Source organism: Paenibacillus sp. FSL R5-0810 (genome assembly GCF_038002285.1).
GTDB lineage: Bacteria > Bacillota > Bacilli > Paenibacillales > Paenibacillaceae > Paenibacillus_AQ > Paenibacillus_AQ lactis.
This window is the reverse complement of the sequence record NZ_JBBOCF010000001.1, coordinates 3,572,632-3,591,522: the sequence shown is the minus strand read 5'-3', so window position 1 is coordinate 3,591,522 and position 18,891 is coordinate 3,572,632. Positions and strand designations below refer to the sequence as shown.

Here is an 18,891-nt window from a genome sequence, read left to right as displayed (position 1 = left end):
GATTGCCGTCAGGCGAGGCAAGGCACCGCGATTGCTGTCTGGCGAGGCCCGGCACCGGCGGTAGCCGTCTGGCTAGGCACGGAATCGGCGATTGCCGCCAGGCACATCATCGCCATTGCCGTCTGCAGGAGCCACAGCACGAGGAAACGCCCGGCCTGATTTCAGCATGCCGGGCGGCGGTGCGCATATAAAAAAACAAACCTTCTCTCGGCGGCGGGGCATTCAGCCCCGCCTTGCACAAGAGAAGGTTTGTTGTGGTTGCATTCCATCGATCCGATCATCCGCTGCTGGCATGGGTCTGCACCACTTGCTGCCTGCGGTAGGCACCCGGCGTCATGCCGACCGCTTTCTTGAAGGTCCGGTTGAAGGAGGTGATGTTGAGGTAGCCGACGCGCTGGCTGATTTCATTAACGGTCAGGTCGGTGCAAGTCAGCAGCTCCTTCGCTTTATTCATGCGGATCCCAAGCAGATGATCGCTGAAGTTGAGGCCGGTTTTCTCTTTGATGTACACCGAGAGATAGGCGCTCGACAGGTTCAGCTTGGCGGAGAGATAGTCGAGGGACAGGTCCTCCGCATATTGGTTATGAATGATGCTCAGGAACATGGCGATCAGCGGTTCCTCGCCGCTATCCTTCTTCTTCCGTATCAGGGCGCAGGACGCTTCGATCAGCTGGCGGAAGACGCTTTGGTATTCGCGCAGGCAGTGGCATTCCGCCAGCCGCGAGCCCCACTGCTTCAAGGATTGAAGCTGAGCTTTGTCGACCTGGGCCATTTCCGCATAGCCGATAATTTTGGAGGCGGCGGCATCGGCGAAGAAACGGAACTGGGCAATGCCGGCCTCTTTGCGCTGCAATGCCGCAAGCGCCTGCTCAATGATCTGAAGCGCTCGGCTGTCGCTGCCTTCCTGCAGGGCATCCAGCAATCCCTTCTCCTGGGACGGGCTGAGATGGACCGTCGTCGGAAGCGTCCGCGGCTTCGTCACCAGCTGCGATTCCTCCACAAGAAGGGCTTGCTCGGTCAGCGCCTTGACCTGACGGTAGGCTTCATTGAAGCCGGAGGAATCGTGAACCTGCGAGCTGACAGCGATGGTAACGAGGAACAGCTCGGTCTCGTTGTTCAGCATATCTTTCATTTCCTCCAGCAGTTTTTCCAGCTGACTGGCTTCTTCGCGCTTGAAGATCGAGATGATCTCGTTCTTCTCGATCTGGAACGTATGCGAATCCGGGTAGCGCTCCGCCGTAAACAGATGGATATGCTCCAGCATATGACGGACCGCTTGATCCGTCTGCAGCGGCGGCTCGCCGCTCGGATTCAGGCGGAACCGGATATGATACAGCACGACGATAAAGCTGCCGTCATCCGACAGGAAATCCTCCCATTCGCTAATATCCGTATTGATGCTTTTCAACTGGCTGATATAGGAGTAGCTGGTCAGCACCGATTTTTGCTTGTTCAGGCGGTCCCGGATCTCCTCCTTCTCCCGCAGCAGGTCCTGGATGCGGCTCTTGATGAGATCGTATTCATTGATGCTGCCTTGATACGGCTGCGGCGCGTGAGTCTTGCGATTGAGCACCGTCGTCAATATCTGCTTCACCGGCTTGTGCAATCTGCGGCTGAAGAAATAGGAGGCCGCCAGAGCTACCCCGAGCGATAGCGAGAAGATGAGCAGCAGCGCCCCGGTCAGCCTGCTCAGTTGAGCAGACACATGACTGTATGGGACGGCCGAGATGTAGGTCAATCCGTCGTCTCCGGCTTCCGCAAAATAGTAAGTTCCGTCCTTGAGCACGGCTTGCTGCCCAGAGGCAAACGTCGGCAGCTCATTGGCGCCAAGGTCTCCCCATGTGTACAGCACATCCCCGTCCGCGTTCAAAATCGCAAGCGAGCGGTCGCTTGGCTCCCCGAAGAAGGATTGAGCGGCCTTGTCGATATCGATCAGTGCGATAATCTGGTAACGGCTGTCCAGCTGCTGATAGACGAAAGGCATCAGTTTTTTCTCGGACAGATCATTATGGATGCGGTAGACCGCAGCCGGGAGCAGGCTGAAGGATTCCCCGCTGCTCTTGTAGCTGTTCCAGAAGGCGTAGGGGTACTGCTTGCTAGTATAAGACCGGTCGAGCATATAAGGAGCATTCCCGCTTCCGGATTTGCTGAGCACAAAATCATGCTCCTTCAGATAGATCAGCGTATCCTCCAGGAAGAAGAGCGGGTTATAGATATCGCTCCGCATCTGGAGCATGACATCACGGGCCTTCAAATAATTGACCTCGTTGCCCGTCTGCTGGCGGAGCTGATTATTGAACCCGATTAAATCGGCGTGATTATATATGTCAAATAACAGCACCTGCAGCCGGCTGAACTGGTAGGAGAACCGTTCCGCCGTGTCGTGGACCGCCTGCTGGCTCGTATCGATAATTTCTTTTTGAAGGCTGGATTTAAATAGATGGAAGATCACGGCATAGAATAGGCCGAACAAAACGATGATGGCCAAAAAGCTGAGGAAAATTTTGAAGAACAGGCTTCTGCTCTTGCTTTTGATCCAGTTCATAAACGATCCCCCTTTTGTATGTATTCGCGTTTATGGTCCTCCCCACAGTATAAAGGACAAGTATTAAGGATCGTGCTGCGTGGTGTTAACCCACCGTAAAAAAGGAATAGTCATTATTTTAGATTTTAAGCTTTAATTTAGGAAAAACGCCCGGCAGCCCGGCAATCCAATGAAAGGCGAGACATCGAAAAAATGGTCAATACCCATCCCGGCAATCGGTCGTATATGATGCAGATGTGAACCGAAGAGCAGGAGAAAGGTTCAGAAACGAAAGTGAGGGGATGTCCGATTTTAGAGCGTCAGGTTCGTAACATGGAAGCGCATTCAACAAAACCCGGCAGCACACGTGGCAGCAGCGTCTGGCGAGGTACGGTGAAGCAGGTGCGCAAAAACTGGCAGCTGTATCTATTATTCCTGCCGGTTCTGCTCTACTTCATCGTGTTTCACTACGTGCCGATGTACGGGGTACAGATCGCCTTCAAGGATTTTATCGCCAATAAAGGCATTCTGGAAAGTCCTTGGGTAGGCTTCAAGCATTTCGAGCGCTTCTTCAACAGCTTCTACTTCTGGAGAATCATTAAAAATACCCTTGGCATCGGGCTGTATGAATTGATTGTCGGGTTCCCGATTCCGATCATACTTGCCTTGATGATCAACGAAGCGCGGTCGGGCCGGTTTCGCCGGTTCATTCAAACGGTAACTTATGCACCTCATTTCTTGTCAACGGTCGTGGTCGTCGGCATGATCATGATGTTTCTGTCTCCGGTCAGCGGACTTGTCAATTTCATTATCACCTCCTTTGGCGGGGAACCGATAGCCTTTATGACGGAGCCGTCCTGGTTTAAGAGCATCTATGTGTGGTCCGGCGTCTGGCAGAGCATGGGGTGGAGCTCCATCATTTATTTGGCGGCGCTCGCGGGCATCGATCCGCAGCTGCATGAGGCCGCCAAGGTGGACGGTGCAGGCTGGTTCCGGCGAATCTGGCATATCAATCTGCCGGGGATCGCCCCGACGATGATCATTCTGCTGATTCTGAACATCGGATCCATTCTGGGCGTCGGCTTCGAGAAGGTCTTCCTGATGCAAAATTCGCTCAACATGGAAGCCTCGGACGTCATCGCCACGAACGTGTACCGAAGCGGGATCCTGGGCGCCCAGTACAGTTACTCGGCGGCGGTCGGATTATTCAACTCCGTCGTCAACTTTATCATGCTGATTACCGTCAACCGGATCGCCCGCAGAGTCAGCGAGACCAGCCTATGGTAAGGAGGAAGCAGCTATGCCCCAAAGCCGGAGCGAACGCATTGCCGGAATCTGTATTTACATTATATTATCATTAATTTCGCTTGTTGTATTGTATCCGTTATATTTTGTGCTTATCGCTTCGATCAGCGCGCCGGAGACGGTAATGCGCGGAGAAGTATGGCTGTGGCCCAAGGAATTGTCGTTTGTCGGATACGAGCGGCTGTTCGCCAACAAGGAGATCATTCAAGGATTTCTGAACACCGTTCTCTATACGGTAACGGGGACGGCGCTGAACCTCGTGATGACGATCGCGGCGGCGTATCCGTTATCGAGGGCGGACTTTAAGGGACGCAACGGGTTCATGCTCATCATCGTCTTCACCATGTTCTTCAGCGGCGGCATGATTCCGAGCTACCTGCTGGTTAAGGAGCTTGGCATGCTCGATACGATCTGGGCTATGATTATTCCGTCCGCGGTATCGGTATGGAACATCATCATCATGCGTACGTTCTTCCAGAACTCCATTCCGAAGGAGATGCAGGAAGCGGCCTTCATCGACGGCTGCTCGAATATGCGGGTGCTGTTTCGCATCGTGCTTCCGCTCTCCGGTCCGATCCTGGCGGTTATGGTGCTGTTCTACGCGGTCGGCCACTGGAATTCCTATTTCACCGCCCTGATCTATCTATCCGACCGGTCGAATTATCCGCTGCAGCTGTTCCTGCGGGAAATTCTCGTCCAAGGGCAGATGCAGGAAATGGTCGATATCAGCGACGATTCGCTGGCCCGGAGTCTGATGGATGCGGAAGCAATCAAATACGCGGCGGTCATTGTGACGAATCTGCCGATGCTGCTCTTGTATCCGTTCTTGCAGAAGTATTTTGTCAAGGGAGTCATGATTGGAGCCATTAAAGGCTGACATATTCAAATGATAAGACTATAGGAGGCAGTGACAATTATGGTGAAAAAATGGGTTTCACTCACATTGACAGCGGTGCTGGCAGCGGGGCTGCTGGCTGGCTGCGGGAGCAAAAGCGGGGATGGCGCAACGAAGGAGGGGGAGACGGCCAAGTCCAATTTCAACGAGACCGGCATGCCGATCGTAAATGAACCGCTCAACCTGACCTTCTTCACGGGCAAATCGCCGACAAACGGAAGCAAGTTCGAGGATACGCTCGTATGGAAGACGTATAAGGACATGACCAACATGAACATTACGTTCAACCTTGTTCCGTTCGAGACGCTGACCGAGAAGCGGAACCTGGCGCTTGCCGGCGGGGATTATCCGGACGTGTTCTACTCCGCCCGGGTAGGGTCGGCTGAGCTGACGCGCTACGGCGAGCAAGGCGTCTTCATTCCGCTGAATGACCTGATCGATAAATATGCGCCGAATTTCAAGAAGCTGATGGAGCAGTACCCGGATATCCGCAAGGGCTTGACGATGCCGGACGGCAACATTTATTCCCTGCCATCCTTCTACGATCCGGAGCTGCTCTCGATGCTGATCGGTACGCCGCTGTGGATCAATCAGGAATGGCTGGATAAGCTCGGTATGGAGGAGCCGAAGACTACCGAGGAGTTCTACGCCTACCTGAAGGCGGTTAAGGAAACCGACCTGAACGGCAACGGCAAGCATGACGAGATTCCATACTCTGCAACGGGCATCACCGGTCTCGTTGACCATTTGAAAGGCTCCTGGGGCCTTGGAACGAGCGGGCTTGGCCATAAGTTCGTCGATGTCGATCCGGAAACAGGCAAGCTGCGGTTTACGAAGGCGGAGCCGAAATACAAGGAAATGCTGGAGTTCATGAACAAGCTGTATAAGGAAGGACTGCTGGATAAAGAGATCTTCACGATTGAAGGCGGCGCTTTGAACGCGAAAGGGCAGGAAGGCTTGCTCGGGGCTACCGTCGTGCCGAATCCGGAGACCGTCATGGGACGCAAGGAATATATCGGTCTCGGTGCGCTCAAGGGACCTCACGGCGATCAGCTGTACTCCCACGTGAAGGTGCCAATGGTCCACGTAGGGGCATTTGCGATCACGGACAAGAACCCGAATCCGGAGGCGACGATTCGCTGGATGGATTACTTCTATGGCGATGAGGGAGCGCAGTTCTACTTCATGGGTAAAGAAGGCGAGACCTACACGAAGAATGCCGACGGTCAGCTTGAATATGTGAAGGAAATTACCGAAAATCCGGACGGCTTGACACAGGACCAGGCGCTGGCGAAGTACTTTACATGGCTTGGCGGCAGCTATCCGGGATTGGTGCGGGAGAGCTGGTTCAAGGGCTCCGAGACGCTTCCGAGCGCGATGGCGGCAGCCGAGAAGGCGGAGCCTTATGCAGTGAAGGAAATTCTGTATAACTTCAACTTTACGCTGGAAGAGACGGATATCATGTCCTCGATCGGCAAGGATATTCAGGATTATGTCACCGAGATGGAGGCGAAGTTCGTCAATGGCTCCGCATCCTTCGACCAGTGGGACGAGTACGTGAACACGCTGAACAAGATGGGCCTGGAGGAATACATGCGAGTGTATCAGGCGGCATACGACCGCTACCAGGCGGAGTAACAAGCGGTTGGTTTAGGGTATAAGCTATTATTGTGCAAGCATGAGCAGCCCGCTCAAGGGAATATCCCTTGATTGCGGGCTGTTTCCGTTATTCCTGAGAGGTATTGCTCGTATATATGCGCTGAGGTTTGATATAAAGGCATAGACGTCAATTACGCATCTCCAAGCAGCACGATCAGGGGCATTGTGGAAAGAACGTGTCCGACTGGCGCCGTGATTTTTGCTGGTGATTTTCTCTATATGGAATGGTAATATTTATGAAAAGATGTTGACCCGCAGGTCGTTGCAGCGTCAGGAGCTCAAGTCATCATTGGCGGGAGTTATGATGATGGTTTAAGAGGGGGCTGTGTAGCGATGGAGCGGAAGGTTTCCATGAAGAAGATTCCAAAAGGGGTAGCGGAATGGGTATTCAGGCCGAGACGCAGGTACGGGCGCTTTCCGAGAATCGAGCGGATGGTGGAATTGCTGTTCAAAGCGATACTCATTTTTTGGGCTTTTATCGTGATTCGCTGGTTTATCCTGATCACGGTTGCGACGATGAGGCATTTCGGCGTGTTTGATTAAGCAGTATCATTGTCAAAGAGCTGTCCATTATAAGACAGGACTAGAATCAGAGTGAAAAAAGTTGTGGTAACTATTATATATTTGCTGTATAATTGTTAGTAAAGAAAAATATATCTTTTTAATTTGAAAGAAAAATGTATTTTCATGAAACCATTCATGGTATAATTTCCATACCATACAACATCAACCGGGATACCCTGGTTTGAGTTTGTTGCAGCATTTAAAAAATAAAACATGAATATGGATCTTCGGGGTAAGGTGAAATTCCTGACCGGCGGTGATGCTTCGATTCGAAGCTTAGCCCGCGACTCGCGACAAAACAGCCTTCGCAAGGCCTGCAATCGCGACTGACTTGGTGCAATTCCAAGGCCGACGGTATAGTCCGGATGGGAGAAGATCAAAGCTTGGTTTGCTGTGGATTTTTTTCGAAAAATCGCATGATAGCAGGCTTATTTGATCAGCCCCCGTTTACGCCGACATTGCTCGGCAGGCGGGGGCTTTCTGCTGGTAAGACCTCCGTATTCAGGATGAGGAGAGGTAAAGATGGATAACGTAAATATCGGTGTCAAGGTCAAGCCTTACGACTCCGGCGCACAAGCAAGGGGCCGAATGCGGGGAGGATTTTGGCTTGTCGTATTGGGAGCGGCCCTCTGGGGCGTGGACCCTTTGTTCAGGGTCATTCTTCTGAAAAACCTGACGTCGGCGCAGATTGTTTTGCTCGAGCACATCATCATTTCCTTGATTGCCATTCCGGTTTTGTGGAGAAACCGCGTTGAATTGCGAGGTATCGGCTGGCGCCATGTCGGAGCGCTGCTGTTTATTTCCTGGGGCGGCTCCGCGCTGGCCACGATCCTGTTCACGATGGGCCTGTCAAACGGCAACCTGAACGCCGTCCTGCTGCTGCAGAAGCTTCAGCCGCTGTTTGCGATCATGCTCGCCAGCCTGCTTCTGAAGGAGAAGCTGCCTCGCCACTTTGGCATTTTGCTTATTGTTGCTCTGGCGGGCACTTATCTGCTTACCTTTGGCATGACGCTGCCTATTGGTCACTGGAACGATTTTGTGCAGATCGGAAGCCTCTTATCGTTGGGCGCAGCCGCATTATGGGGCGGCTCGACGGTGATGGGACGGCTGATGGTCGGCAAGCTGAAGTATGAGACGGTGACCTCGCTGCGCTTCGTGCTGGCGCTGCCGCTGCTGACCTTCATGACGTGGAACGAAGGAGCCGCATGGAATATGCCGGCATTCGGTACCGGCGCTTTTGCCGCGGTATCCTTGAATCTGATCGGCCAGGCGCTGCTGCCGGGACTCTTGAGCCTGCTGGTGTATTATAAAGGGCTGACTACTACGAAGGCCTCCGTCGCAACGCTTGCCGAGCTGAGCTTCCCTATGGTCGGCGTTCTCATTAACTGGATCGTATTCCAGGAGGTTGTGACAAGCGCCCAGCTGCTGGGCTTTCTGCTGATCTGGATCGTTCTGTTTGTCATATCGAGGCAGTCGGAATCGTCTGAGCGGACGCTATCGTAATGAATGACTTCTTAATGAATAATTCATAGTCTAAAGCTTCACGGCGTGTAACTTCCATGCTGCATGATTTCATAACCGTCGTTAACAGCCTTTTTCCCTTGGTAACGGAGCTATCTTCGCTTCTAACCTGCGGGGAGAAGGCTTTTTTCATAGGTCTGGATAAAAAAGCAGTTGAAATCGGAGCAACTCTCGATTAAAGTGGTAACCAACTGCCATACTAGTATGAAAAGGTGGATGGGTTGCCTATGACTATAACGGTCCAAGATGTCATTGATCGATTAACGGGACAATCCGGATCGCCGGATGCCTCGGTCGACGGAATCGTGGCGGGGGACGGGGGCGCGGCTGTTCGGGGAATTGCGGTTGCCTTCATTGCTTCGCACGACGTGATCGTACGGGCGGCGGAATTGGGCGCGAATTTGTTGATTACGCATGAGGGCGTCTTTTACAGCCATCATGAAGCTGGGCCGGATCATTTGGGGGACAGCCCGGTCGTTCAGGCCAAGCTGGAGCGTATCCGCTCCGAGGGGATGAATATATACCGGCTGCATGATGCTCCGCATCGGACCGAGCCCGACGTGATAACCGAAGGGCTGGTTAAAGCCTTGGGCTGGAATGACCTGCTCGAGAAGCATCTGCTAACAGCGGCCATCGTGGTTCTGCCGGAGGGGATGACCGTTCAAGAGATCGCGGAATATATCAAGGATCGGCTGCATCTGCCGTACGTTCGCTTTGTGGGCAGCCGGGACACGGTATGCAAACGGATCGGAATCGCGGTTGGCTATCGGGGAGGCGGGCAGCACGCCATTCCGCTGTATGAACACGAGCGGATGGATATGCTGATTGCAGGCGAAGGACCGGAATGGGAGACGCCCGAATACGTCGCCGATGCGGCTGCGCAAGGACGGGACCAAGCGCTGATGCTGCTCGGGCATGGGGCGAGCGAGGAGCCGGGCATGCGGCTGGTTGCCGATCGGCTTCGGGACTATTTTCAGGAGCTTCCCGTTCATTTTCTCCCGGCACGTCCGTTGATTCATATCATCTAGACTTAAACTTGTTCGGTCGATGTACTACTGTATCTGGAAAGATATCGAGAGAGAGAGAATATCAAGAAATTGTATGGATAGAAAGAGGTAACCGTATGTCAACAGGGCCAAGGATCAAAGGATCGACCCGGGATTATTCATATCATCTATTAAAAGACCGTATTATGCGCCTCGATCTGGAGCCGGGCACCAAAATATCGGAGAAGGAAATCGCCGAAGAGCTGCAGGTCAGCCGAACGCCGGTACGCGAAGCTTTCATGAAGCTTGCCGAGGAGGAGCTGCTGGATATCATTCCGCAGAGCGGGACGCTTGTATCCAGGATCAACCTTTCGCATGTGGAGGAGGGTCGGTTTATCAGGGAGAAGATTGAGAAGGAGATCGTTGCGCTGGCTTGCGAGCGTTTCCCGGAGGAGCACCGTTTTCGCTTGGAGACCAATCTTGCGCTGCAGGATGTGAGCGCGGACAACCGCAACCGATATAAGCTGTTCGAGCTGGACGAAGAGTTCCATCAAATACTGTTCGCAGGCACGGGGAAGGAACGGACATGGAAAATGCTCCAGCAGCTCAATATCCACTTCAACAGGCTGCGTCTGCTGCGGCTCTCGATGGACTCCAACTGGGAGACGATCATTGCCCAGCATAAGGAGATTTATCGGCTGATCGTGAGCGGGGAGACGGAGCAGGCCGTGAAGACCATGGAAGGCCATTTGCGCCTGGTCGTTGTGGAGCAGGACCTGCTTCGCCAGAAGTACCCTCAATATTTCATATAACAGCTGAAAAAAAGATGGCCCCTCTATCGGCAGAGGCCATCTTTTTTTGCTTGAGCCTGATGAACAGGCTTATCGTATCGATCGTTGAATGACTTGATCGAGAAGATCCGCAACGCGCGACGGTCCTTCTTGAAGATCCGCGCTGCTCAGCGTCAACCAGCTGTGGCGCTCATCCATATCCAGCGAGCGTTCAAGCCAGCCTGCAACACCGCTTCCCTTCCGGTCAACCTCGACCAGAACCGAAATTCCGTCGCGCTGGGGATACAGAATCAGCTCCAGCTCACGCATCCGGCTTGCGTATTCACGTCCCGGATAGAATTCAATTTCCTGCACGAACGGAACCCCGCGTCCCAGTCGGGAATGATATTCGCAGGAGGCCGTTTTAAACTGGAACCCGAGCTCGGAAGCCGCGTCGAATATAACAGCTGCCTCCGGCCCTGGCGTAACCTCAATATAGTCGTAATCCTTCGGATCGATTGCATTTTCGATATCAAGTCCGGTATGGACCCATACCCGCTGTCTGGAGAGCGTGAGCGGCGTTTCCAGCGGAAGCGGGAAGGAGAACGGGATTTCCAGTTCATCGCCCGCCTTTACAAGCAGGGAGTCGGTAATGCTAACCTTAGCCAGCACGCAGGATTCCGTGAATTTGCTGTCATCCCGCTCGCGGATATACTCGGTCATTACCTTTAGGTAGATGCGGTCCACCTTCTGTTCCACATTGCCGCCCCGAATATAGACGATCCCGCTTACTTCCTCCCCCGGATAATATGAGGATTTCTCCAGGCGGGTATCAATCTGCGCTGCGCCGATCCCGACGCTGGCCAAAATTTTGTTAAAAAACGACATGAACGTTGTCCTCCTTAAAGTATATAAGACGAACGATTGAACTGAATGTGGGCCAAGTACGTAAAATGTTCCTACAATCGTGCCCGCAGCCCATTCATTGGTTCATCCTATATTAGGATGTATAATACTGGCTTATACGGACAAAAGCGGCCGGAAGTTTCTTACATCAAGGCATTTTTTAAAAAATATTTTTTAGGGAAATAAAGTGGTGCTCTCGCAGATTCGCCGTGCCGACACGATAGCTTCGCGGGGGGCTTATTCATGCGATCAACCGATGACATGTATCCTCAACAGGGCTTGCTTCCCTCTCATCTGCATAGATGCAGCGGCTTGCCGCCAAGAGTTAGCTTTCGCGGAGGGCGCATGGTATAGTGAAGTCGATACCCTTTAAGGATGGAGTATGTAACATGAGCAAACAACAACGTTCTGCGCATAATAACAAAAATAGCAAGCATGGCAAGGCAGAAGGAGCCAAACCGAGCGGACCAGCGGCGTCGAGCCGTCCGAAGCCTTCCGGGAAGCCGGCCTACTCGCGAGAAGATTCGAAGCCGGCAACAGGCCGAAAGGCTGCTTCTTCCAAGGAAAGGCCGAATCCGAAAGCGGGGAAGGCGCCTCATTCATATAACCAGAAACGGCGTTCAACTTCCAATACCACCAACGCGGAGGAGCTGAAGTCCGGCGATATCATCATCGTGACAATCAAGCGGCTCGGCATCAACGGCGAAGGCATCGGCTACTATCGCCGCAAGGCGGTCTTTATTGACGGCGCCATTACGGATGAAGTCGTCAAGGCGGAGGTCCAAGAGGTTCAGCCGAAATTCATCAAGGCCCAGCTGCTGGAAGTGGAGAAGCGTTCACCCCACCGGATCGAGCCGCCGTGTCCGGTGTTCGGGATATGCGGAGGCTGCCAGATCCAGCACATATCCTATGAGGGCCAGCTTGCGGCGAAGACCGATATCGTCCGGGAGGCGTTCAACCGGTACGCCGGATTGGACAATCTGCGGTTTAAGCCGATCCTCGGGATGGAGCATCCGTGGAATTATCGGAATAAAGCCCAGCTGCAGCTAAAGCGGCAGGGCCGCGAGGTCATAGCGGGACTGTATGAAGCCGACAGCCATTCCATCGTCGATATCAGCGGCTGCCCGATCCAGCATCCGAAGGTGAACGAAGCGGTGGAAAAGGTGAAGTCGGTGTTGGAGGAATTGCGCATTCCTCTATATAAGGAGAACGGGAGCAAGGATGGGGTGCGAACCATCGTGGTCCGCCACGGCTTCCAGTCCGGCGAGCTGCAGGTGACGCTCGTAACGGCAGGCAGCCGTCTGCCGCGGCAGGACGACTTTGTTCGAATGCTGCGCCTGACGATGCCGGAGGTCAGCGGCATTGCCATGAACATCAACCCGAAGAAGACCTCCCTCATATTCGGAGAACGGACGATAACCCTGTGGGGAGCCGAGAACATGCAGGAATCGCTGAGCGACCTGCAGTTTGCGCTGTCGCCGCGGGCATTCTTCCAGCTGAATCCGCAGCAGACGGTGAAGCTGTATGAATCGGTGCGTGCTGCGGCCGGACTGACCGGCCAAGAGACGGTCATTGATGCCTACTGCGGGACAGGCACGATTGGGCTGTGGCTGGCTCCGTATGCGAAGGAGGTCCGCGGGATCGAGACGATTCCCGAAGCGGTGGAGGACGCCCGTATTAACGCGCAGCGCAACGGCCGCACCAATGCAAGCTTCCATGTCGGACAGGCGGAGGAGCTGCTGCCGCGCTGGGTCAAGGACGGATTGCGTCCCGACGTCATAATCGCGGATCCGCCGCGGACCGGCCTGGACCCGCGCTTTCTGGAGACGATCCTCCGCACCAAGCCGAAGCGGTTCGTGTACGTCTCCTGCAATCCGTCGACGTTGGCGAAGGATTGCAAGGTGCTGCTGGACGGTGGCTATGAGATCGATTGGGTGCAGCCGGTCGATATGTTTCCGCAGACGAGTCATGTGGAGTCCTGTACACTGCTGGTGCGGAAGGACAATTAAATCGAAGATGATTGGCCAAATCAAAGAGGGGCGGAGCCCCTCTTTTTTTTGTTGACGTAATATCATGCGGCAGCATTAGCCTAGGAGGTTATCTTTTGTGCAATCATTTTGGTCATGGCATGTTGGTGAGGAATACCCGATGAATTGCAGTCGAATACGATTTCCGAGCATTCCTTCATGAGCCAGTCGCGATAATGCGTGAGTAATTCCCCGGAGTGCCACTTATAGGCATTTGGTTCTTTTTCAGGTGGCGGAGCAATAAACGGTTTATTTACAAACACATTAAAGACGTGAATGCCGTTTTCGTTTGTAAACTGCTTATAATTATCAAATATTTCTTTACGATATTCCGGCTTTATGTAGTGCAGCACACCACTTGAAAAAATAATGTCATAATGAGTATCTAAACGGTAATCCAAAATGTCTGCCTTAAAGACATGAACGTGAACTCCGGTTTTTTCAGCAAGGCTTCTTGTCTTCTCGATCCCCGCGTCAGAAACGTCAAATGCGCTAACCTCATATCCATTTCTTGCAAAGAATACGGCGTCTTTCCCTTCGCCGCAACCAATATCCAGTAATCTCAGGCGTTTGGTCGGAGGCATAAGTTGCAAGACCTGATAGCATGCATCATTAGGCTCAGTCCCCCAGTAATAATCTTGTGTTTTATATTCTTCCTCATAAATCGTAATCCGTTTGTCCTGCGCTGTATACCCAAGAAGTTTATCGATGCTTACTTCTAACGATCTCGATAACTCAGGGAGTAATGCAATATCAGGCATCGACTGAGCATTCTCCCATTTGGAGACTGCTTGGAAAGAAAGCCCAAGGATTTGTGCAAGCTCTTCTTGGGTAAGTCCCTTCTCTTTGCGGTATATGGCTATGTTCCTTGCTAATGTTTCCTTCATGATCTCTCACGCTCCTTCTAGTAAACCAATTGTATTGGAGCTGCCTGCAATGAACAATAACTTCATATTTGAGCTTTTATAATATTCAACCACCAGTTGAGCCAATAATAATTCATAGAGTCGCTTCCTGAGAGGGCGTAAGTTAAAGCCGACAGAGTCTATCATTGCTGAGAAAAAGCAAACCATAAGAAATGGACGCTTTTGATTTGATATAAAATAGGGCTAAATTGCGAGTTTCATCGGTGTATAATATGGAAAGGACTGATGATGATGTTGGAAAGATCTAGAAGAAAGGACATCGCATCAAGAATCGTCAAAGCGCCGCCGCACGCAGTTTATGAAGCATTCATGAATCCTAAGGCACTCGTTGCCTGGCTTCCGCCGGAAGGGATGGAAGGCCGGATCGACGCATTCGATGCCCGGGAGGGCAGCATTGAATGCAACATATATGCCCGATAGTAGATGCGGCAGATCAAGCGAAGGAGAAATGAACATGACAATGAGGGAGTTATCGCCAGAACAACGTGAAGAACTACTCCAAACATTGAAAGCCCGTTTCGAGAAAAACATGAACCGCCATCCAGGACTTGAATGGGCTGACGTACAAGCAAAGCTTGAAGCAAATCCTGAAAAACTGTGGTCGCTCCATGAAATGGAGGAAACCGGCGGAGAGCCGGATGTCGTTGGTCACGACGGCAAGACAGGCGAGTACATATTCTATGATTGTTCGGCTGAAAGTCCAAAAGGCCGCAGGAGCGTCTGCTATGACCGCGAAGCGCTGGAGTCAAGGAAAGAACATAAACCGAAAAGCAGTGCCGTCGAAATGGCAGCTGCCATGGGCATTGAGCTGTTAACGGAAGAGCAGTACCGGGAGCTGCAGCAGCTTGGCAATTTCGATATGAAGACATCGAGCTGGGTGATCACACCTGAAAGGATTCGAAAACTCGGCGGGGCCCTCTTTTGCGATCGCCGTTACGACACGGTCTTTGTATACCATAATGGAGCGGAATCCTACTATGCAGCCAGGGGGTTCCGCGGCTCGCTAAGAGTCTAAAAAACAGGGAGTCGGCGCTGCTGCGGGGCTTCCATGGTTTTGGATTGTACTAATAGATCCGCACGTCGATTGAGAATTTTTAATGGAATAGGAAATGTTTTTAGGGAGCGTCTTTTTGGGCGCTCTCTTTTTATTTGGCTGGCAGGGAATGGGGCTAGCTTTGGTAATTATTATTATATCAATTTAATATGTTTACTTATTATATTATTTTGATATAATAAAAATCGATCAAACAAATAAGGAGGAAAACACGATGTTTAAGAGTGGCAATGTAACGGTGATGGTGTCGGATATGAAGAAGGCGGAGCAATTTTATGTCGAAACCCTTGGATTAAAGCTGTTGCCTGAAAGCGACGGGCATTTTGCGCAGATCGAAGCACCAGGGGTGACGATCGGACTCCTGCATCTAGACGGCGAACATGGGGGTGACCCGGTAAATTCGGGCAGCATGTCGATTGGCTTGGAGGTAGAAGAAATGAAGTCGGCCATCGAGACACTTAAGTCTCGCGGCGTAGAGTTCCATCATGCTGTAGAAGGCGAAGCCGCCAAAGTCGTACATTTCAGTGACCCTGACGGCAATGCCCTCTACTTGGTTTGTAACCGATAAGCCGAGGAAATTGAGACAAAGTAAGGAGGCATCTTCGGCATGGGCCCGAAAACCAATGTCATTATGGTCGTTGCCGGATTGCTGGCGGCGATGTTTATCGGCGCTTTGGACGCGACAGTCGTCGCCACCGCGACGCCGCATATCATCACGGATTTGCATGGCCAGAACCTGTTCAGTTGGGTGTTCGCCGTTTATACGCTGACTACTTGCGTGGCGACGCCCATTTTCGGCAAGCTGGCCGATTTGTTCGGGCGCAAAGCCGTGTTCGCGGTCGGCATCGGTTTATTCGTCCTCGGTTCCATATTGTGCGGGGCTGCACAGTCGATGCTTGAGCTCATTTGGTTCCGGGCTTTGCAAGGCTTCGGTGCCGGGGCACTCGCGCCCGTATGCTTTACGATTATCGGCGACTTGTTCTCGGGCAAGCAGCGCGGCAAAATGATGGGGATTTTCTCATCCGTTTGGTCTGTAGCTGGCCTTCTAGGCCCACTGATCGGGGGGTATTTCGTCGATCAGGTGTCATGGCGCTGGATATTCTACATCAACGTGCCGATCGGTGCCGCGGCCCTGCTGCTGGTCGTCCTATTTTTGCACCAACCGATCGAACGCCGGGCGAAAAAGATCGATTACCTCGGAGCGCTGACCTTTACCGTATCCTTCTCTACGCTCCTTTATGCACTGCTGAGCGGGGGAGCCGAGCATTCGTGGAATTCCCCGTTGATCGTGGGGCTGTTCACGGCATCCGCCGTATTTTTAATGCTGTTCCTCTGGATTGAGAAACATGCGGATGAACCCATGATCCCTTTGTCGATTTTCCGGATTCGCGTATTGAACGTGACCAATATCAGCGGTTTTCTGACGTTCGGCATTACGACAGGGTTGACGGTTTACACGCCGATCTGGATTCAGTCGGTGCTCGGGAACTCCGCGACGAGCTCGGGACTGATCGTCATGCCGATGTCCCTGGCCTGGCCGCTTGCCGCCAACATCGCTGGCAGGCTGATGTACCGGGTCGGGGTGAAAACCTCGATTGTATTCGGGTCTGCTCTGGTAGTGGCCGGCTCAGTCTGGCTTATTGCGCTTCAGTTGAACTCCCCTTACGTATTCTGGATTGGCATCCTCATTCTAATCGGGCTGGGAATGGGCTTCGTGGCGACACCGTCCACGGTTGTCGTGCAATCGGTCGTCGGCTGGGAGCAACGCGGCGTCGCGAACGCTTCCAGCATGCTGTTCCGTTCGCTGGGCCAAACGGTCGGCATCGCGGTGTTCGGTACGATTTATAACCAACATGTGACATCCCTCAGCTCCAGATCGGAGCTGGCTGCCGGTTTGCATGCCGTTTTTCTGCTCCTGTTCGGCATAGCGGTTGCGAACATGCTTGCCGTGATGCTTCTGCCAAAACGTCGTAATATGATGGCGCAGCAGCAGGCCGGGGGATAGAGGAGTGGACAATAGGCCGACAATCGGCCCTCCAAACGGATCGGACTTGGAAAAGTCGCGGTGACCGCGGCTTTTCTGTTTTTTCAGCCCACCGTATGTTATACTGTTGTTTACTTAATAGCAGTAGAACGGATAAGGGAGGCCATTCGCTTGTACGAATTGTTCATACTCGGCGAATTGATGAATAACCCGATGCACGGCTATTTGCTGCATCAGATTTTGAACGGAATTGTTGGACCCACGCGAAAGGTCAGCTGGGGGGCGATTTATCCGCTTATCCACAGCATGCTTGCAGACGGTCTGATCGAACAGGTTCCCGATGAACAACCGGAGGGTGCCCGGCAGGGAAGAGGTAAAAAGGTAAAGACTTATAAACTTACAGACGAAGGCAGAATTCGTTTTTTCCGGCTGATGGAAGAACCGATTCCATACTCCCCGGATTACGAGCTGCATTTTTATACGAAATTGAAAAACTTTGAAATGATCAGCAAGGAATTGCAGTTTTTGATTTTACACCAATACAAGGATTACCTGCGTTATGAAATCCGTCATGAAGAAGAACGGTTGGAATATGCTAGCAAGGACGAGCGGATTCCTGCCGGAGAGCAGCGCTACATTCAGATCTTTTTCCGGCATCGACTGGAGAAGCTCCGCTTTGACGAAGAGTGGGTTTTACAGTTAATCGATAGCCATCGAGCGGAAGGAAAAGAGCTTGAACGGAAGTAAGAGCTGATAAGCTGAAAGCAAACCATGAGAAGTGGTCGACCATAGTGAACTCGAAATGACAATGTGTCGAAAATATGGACTGAAATAATAGAGAAGAGGGGCATGCCCCTCTTCTTGTTTTTTTAATCAGCTCTGGTGACATTGAATCGTATTAAGACCCTCACCAAGTGGATGGCGAGGGTCAGTTCCATATCCGTTGTACCTCCACAAGGTCTTGATCGCTGAAGCTTAGCTTGTAAATGTCAGGCATATCGAGCTGTCTCCAGAAGCTAAAATCAAACCGCGGATCGAAATGGTTCATGATCAACACCATGATGTTTCCATGAGTCCCGATGGCGATGTTGTTCCCTTTATACTGTTCCAGTACTCTTTCAAGTGCCCGGACCCCTCTCGATTGGGCAGCCTGATTGGACTCTCCGCCTTCCCAGGCGAAAGAGTAGTCCTCCCACACCTTGGCGACTGCATGCTCGAAGTCGTCGACGGGGTGCTCTGATAATAATCGTTCTCGAAAATCTTCTTCGAGGATGATCCCGGCCCCGATTCGTTCCGCTAGCCCCTCGATCGTTTGAACGGCTCTCTTATACGGACTCGATATGAGGACATGAATATATTCAGGCTCCAGCAGCTCCGCAACTCTTGCAGCGTCCTGATGTCCGCGTTCCGATAAGGGTCTGTTTCGTTCATCCGGGGAATATACCGAGTGCGCATGCCGAACGAAATAGAGGTTTGTCATCATGTGCGCCAACCAACTCTCTTCTCAAGATTATGCACCATATTTTAACATATCGATCGATGCAATATAAGCTGAAGGATTGAACGGGATTAGGAAGAAGCAGCGTAGAAGCCTCTATTGCTTCACCATCCGCTCCCGGAATATTGGATATTGAAATGGGTGTTGACAGGGATTATTTGGAAGGGGTATACTGTGTGAAATTTAATCAAGGGAAAACGCAATGAATGGGAACAGTAAGGAGCTGCATTGTTCAGAGAGCTGTCGGTATCGGTGGGAGACAGTCAATCAGG

General features: G+C 52.2%; 16 protein-coding genes, 1 riboswitch and 1 other annotated feature (1 of these 18 only partly in view). Of the genes, 12 read left to right on the top strand and 4 right to left on the bottom strand.

Annotated features, from left to right (window positions below):
- Positions 1 to 277: 277 nt before the first annotated feature.
- Positions 278 to 2,545 (bottom strand): helix-turn-helix domain-containing protein, encoded by a 2,268-nt coding sequence (locus MKX76_RS16270; protein ID WP_341034191.1) that lies wholly within the window; start codon positions 2,543 to 2,545, stop codon positions 278 to 280.
- A gap of 312 nt (positions 2,546 to 2,857) precedes the next feature.
- On the opposite strand from MKX76_RS16270, the gene MKX76_RS16265 reads away from it, so the two are divergent.
- From MKX76_RS16265 to MKX76_RS16235, 7 genes are all read left to right on the top strand, one after another.
- Positions 2,858 to 3,811, top strand: a complete 954-nt coding sequence (locus MKX76_RS16265) for an ABC transporter permease (RefSeq protein ID WP_007131626.1) — start codon at positions 2,858 to 2,860, stop codon at positions 3,809 to 3,811.
- 13 nt (positions 3,812 to 3,824) lie between these two features.
- The gene (locus MKX76_RS16260; RefSeq protein ID WP_007131627.1) at positions 3,825 to 4,706 is read left to right on the top strand and encodes a carbohydrate ABC transporter permease; all 882 of its coding nucleotides are present in this window, start codon (positions 3,825 to 3,827) and stop codon (positions 4,704 to 4,706) included.
- A gap of 39 nt (positions 4,707 to 4,745) precedes the next feature.
- Positions 4,746 to 6,362: an extracellular solute-binding protein gene (locus MKX76_RS16255; RefSeq protein ID WP_007131628.1), complete on the top strand. Its 1,617-nt coding sequence runs from the start codon at positions 4,746 to 4,748 to the stop codon at positions 6,360 to 6,362.
- Positions 6,363 to 6,716: 354 nt separating this feature from the next.
- Positions 6,717 to 6,926, top strand: coding sequence for a hypothetical protein (locus MKX76_RS16250; RefSeq protein WP_028404493.1), 210 nt, complete (start codon positions 6,717 to 6,719; stop codon positions 6,924 to 6,926).
- A 240-nt stretch (positions 6,927 to 7,166) separates the two neighbouring features.
- Positions 7,167 to 7,328, top strand: a riboswitch (FMN riboswitch).
- Positions 7,329 to 7,469: 141 nt separating this feature from the next.
- Positions 7,470 to 8,450 carry a DMT family transporter gene (locus MKX76_RS16245; protein WP_007131630.1) on the top strand — a complete coding sequence of 327 codons (981 nt, stop codon included), beginning with the start codon at positions 7,470 to 7,472 and terminating at the stop codon, positions 8,448 to 8,450.
- 245 nt (positions 8,451 to 8,695) lie between these two features.
- Positions 8,696 to 9,496 carry a Nif3-like dinuclear metal center hexameric protein gene (locus MKX76_RS16240; RefSeq protein ID WP_210095467.1) on the top strand — a complete coding sequence of 267 codons (801 nt, stop codon included), beginning with the start codon at positions 8,696 to 8,698 and terminating at the stop codon, positions 9,494 to 9,496.
- A gap of 95 nt (positions 9,497 to 9,591) precedes the next feature.
- A complete protein-coding gene (locus MKX76_RS16235) occupies positions 9,592 to 10,266 on the top strand; it encodes a GntR family transcriptional regulator (protein WP_341034190.1) in 675 nt (224 codons plus the stop codon).
- Between the two features lie 69 nt (positions 10,267 to 10,335).
- Here MKX76_RS16235 and MKX76_RS16230 read toward each other — a convergent pair whose 3' ends face one another.
- Positions 10,336 to 11,112, bottom strand: coding sequence for a sporulation protein (locus MKX76_RS16230; RefSeq protein ID WP_028404495.1), 777 nt, complete (start codon positions 11,110 to 11,112; stop codon positions 10,336 to 10,338).
- A gap of 407 nt (positions 11,113 to 11,519) precedes the next feature.
- On the opposite strand from MKX76_RS16230, the gene rlmD reads away from it, so the two are divergent.
- Positions 11,520 to 13,139, top strand: a complete 1,620-nt coding sequence (rlmD, locus tag MKX76_RS16225; RefSeq protein ID WP_213615981.1) for a 23S rRNA (uracil(1939)-C(5))-methyltransferase RlmD — start codon at positions 11,520 to 11,522, stop codon at positions 13,137 to 13,139.
- Between the two features lie 80 nt (positions 13,140 to 13,219).
- Here rlmD and MKX76_RS16220 read toward each other — a convergent pair whose 3' ends face one another.
- Complete coding sequence (locus MKX76_RS16220) at positions 13,220 to 14,044, bottom strand: methyltransferase domain-containing protein (protein WP_144879152.1); 825 nt, start codon at positions 14,042 to 14,044, stop codon at positions 13,220 to 13,222.
- A gap of 487 nt (positions 14,045 to 14,531) precedes the next feature.
- Here MKX76_RS16220 and MKX76_RS16215 point away from each other — a divergent pair, with 487 nt between their 5' ends.
- From MKX76_RS16215 to MKX76_RS16200, 4 genes are all read left to right on the top strand, one after another.
- Positions 14,532 to 15,098, top strand: a complete 567-nt coding sequence (locus MKX76_RS16215) for a DUF4256 domain-containing protein (RefSeq protein ID WP_373872055.1) — start codon at positions 14,532 to 14,534, stop codon at positions 15,096 to 15,098.
- A 253-nt stretch (positions 15,099 to 15,351) separates the two neighbouring features.
- Complete coding sequence (locus MKX76_RS16210) at positions 15,352 to 15,705, top strand: VOC family protein (RefSeq protein ID WP_144879148.1); 354 nt, start codon at positions 15,352 to 15,354, stop codon at positions 15,703 to 15,705.
- A gap of 39 nt (positions 15,706 to 15,744) precedes the next feature.
- Complete coding sequence (locus MKX76_RS16205) at positions 15,745 to 17,142, top strand: MDR family MFS transporter (RefSeq protein WP_341034189.1); 1,398 nt, start codon at positions 15,745 to 15,747, stop codon at positions 17,140 to 17,142.
- A gap of 150 nt (positions 17,143 to 17,292) precedes the next feature.
- On the top strand, positions 17,293 to 17,868 hold the full coding sequence (locus MKX76_RS16200; protein ID WP_213615983.1) for a PadR family transcriptional regulator: 576 nt from the start codon (positions 17,293 to 17,295) through the stop codon (positions 17,866 to 17,868).
- Between the two features lie 181 nt (positions 17,869 to 18,049).
- On the opposite strand, the gene MKX76_RS16195 is transcribed toward MKX76_RS16200, so the two are convergent.
- Positions 18,050 to 18,604, bottom strand: coding sequence for a histidine phosphatase family protein (locus tag MKX76_RS16195; protein WP_144879144.1), 555 nt, complete (start codon positions 18,602 to 18,604; stop codon positions 18,050 to 18,052).
- 208 nt (positions 18,605 to 18,812) lie between these two features.
- Positions 18,813 to 18,891, top strand: a binding site (T-box leader) (it continues 152 nt past the right edge of the window).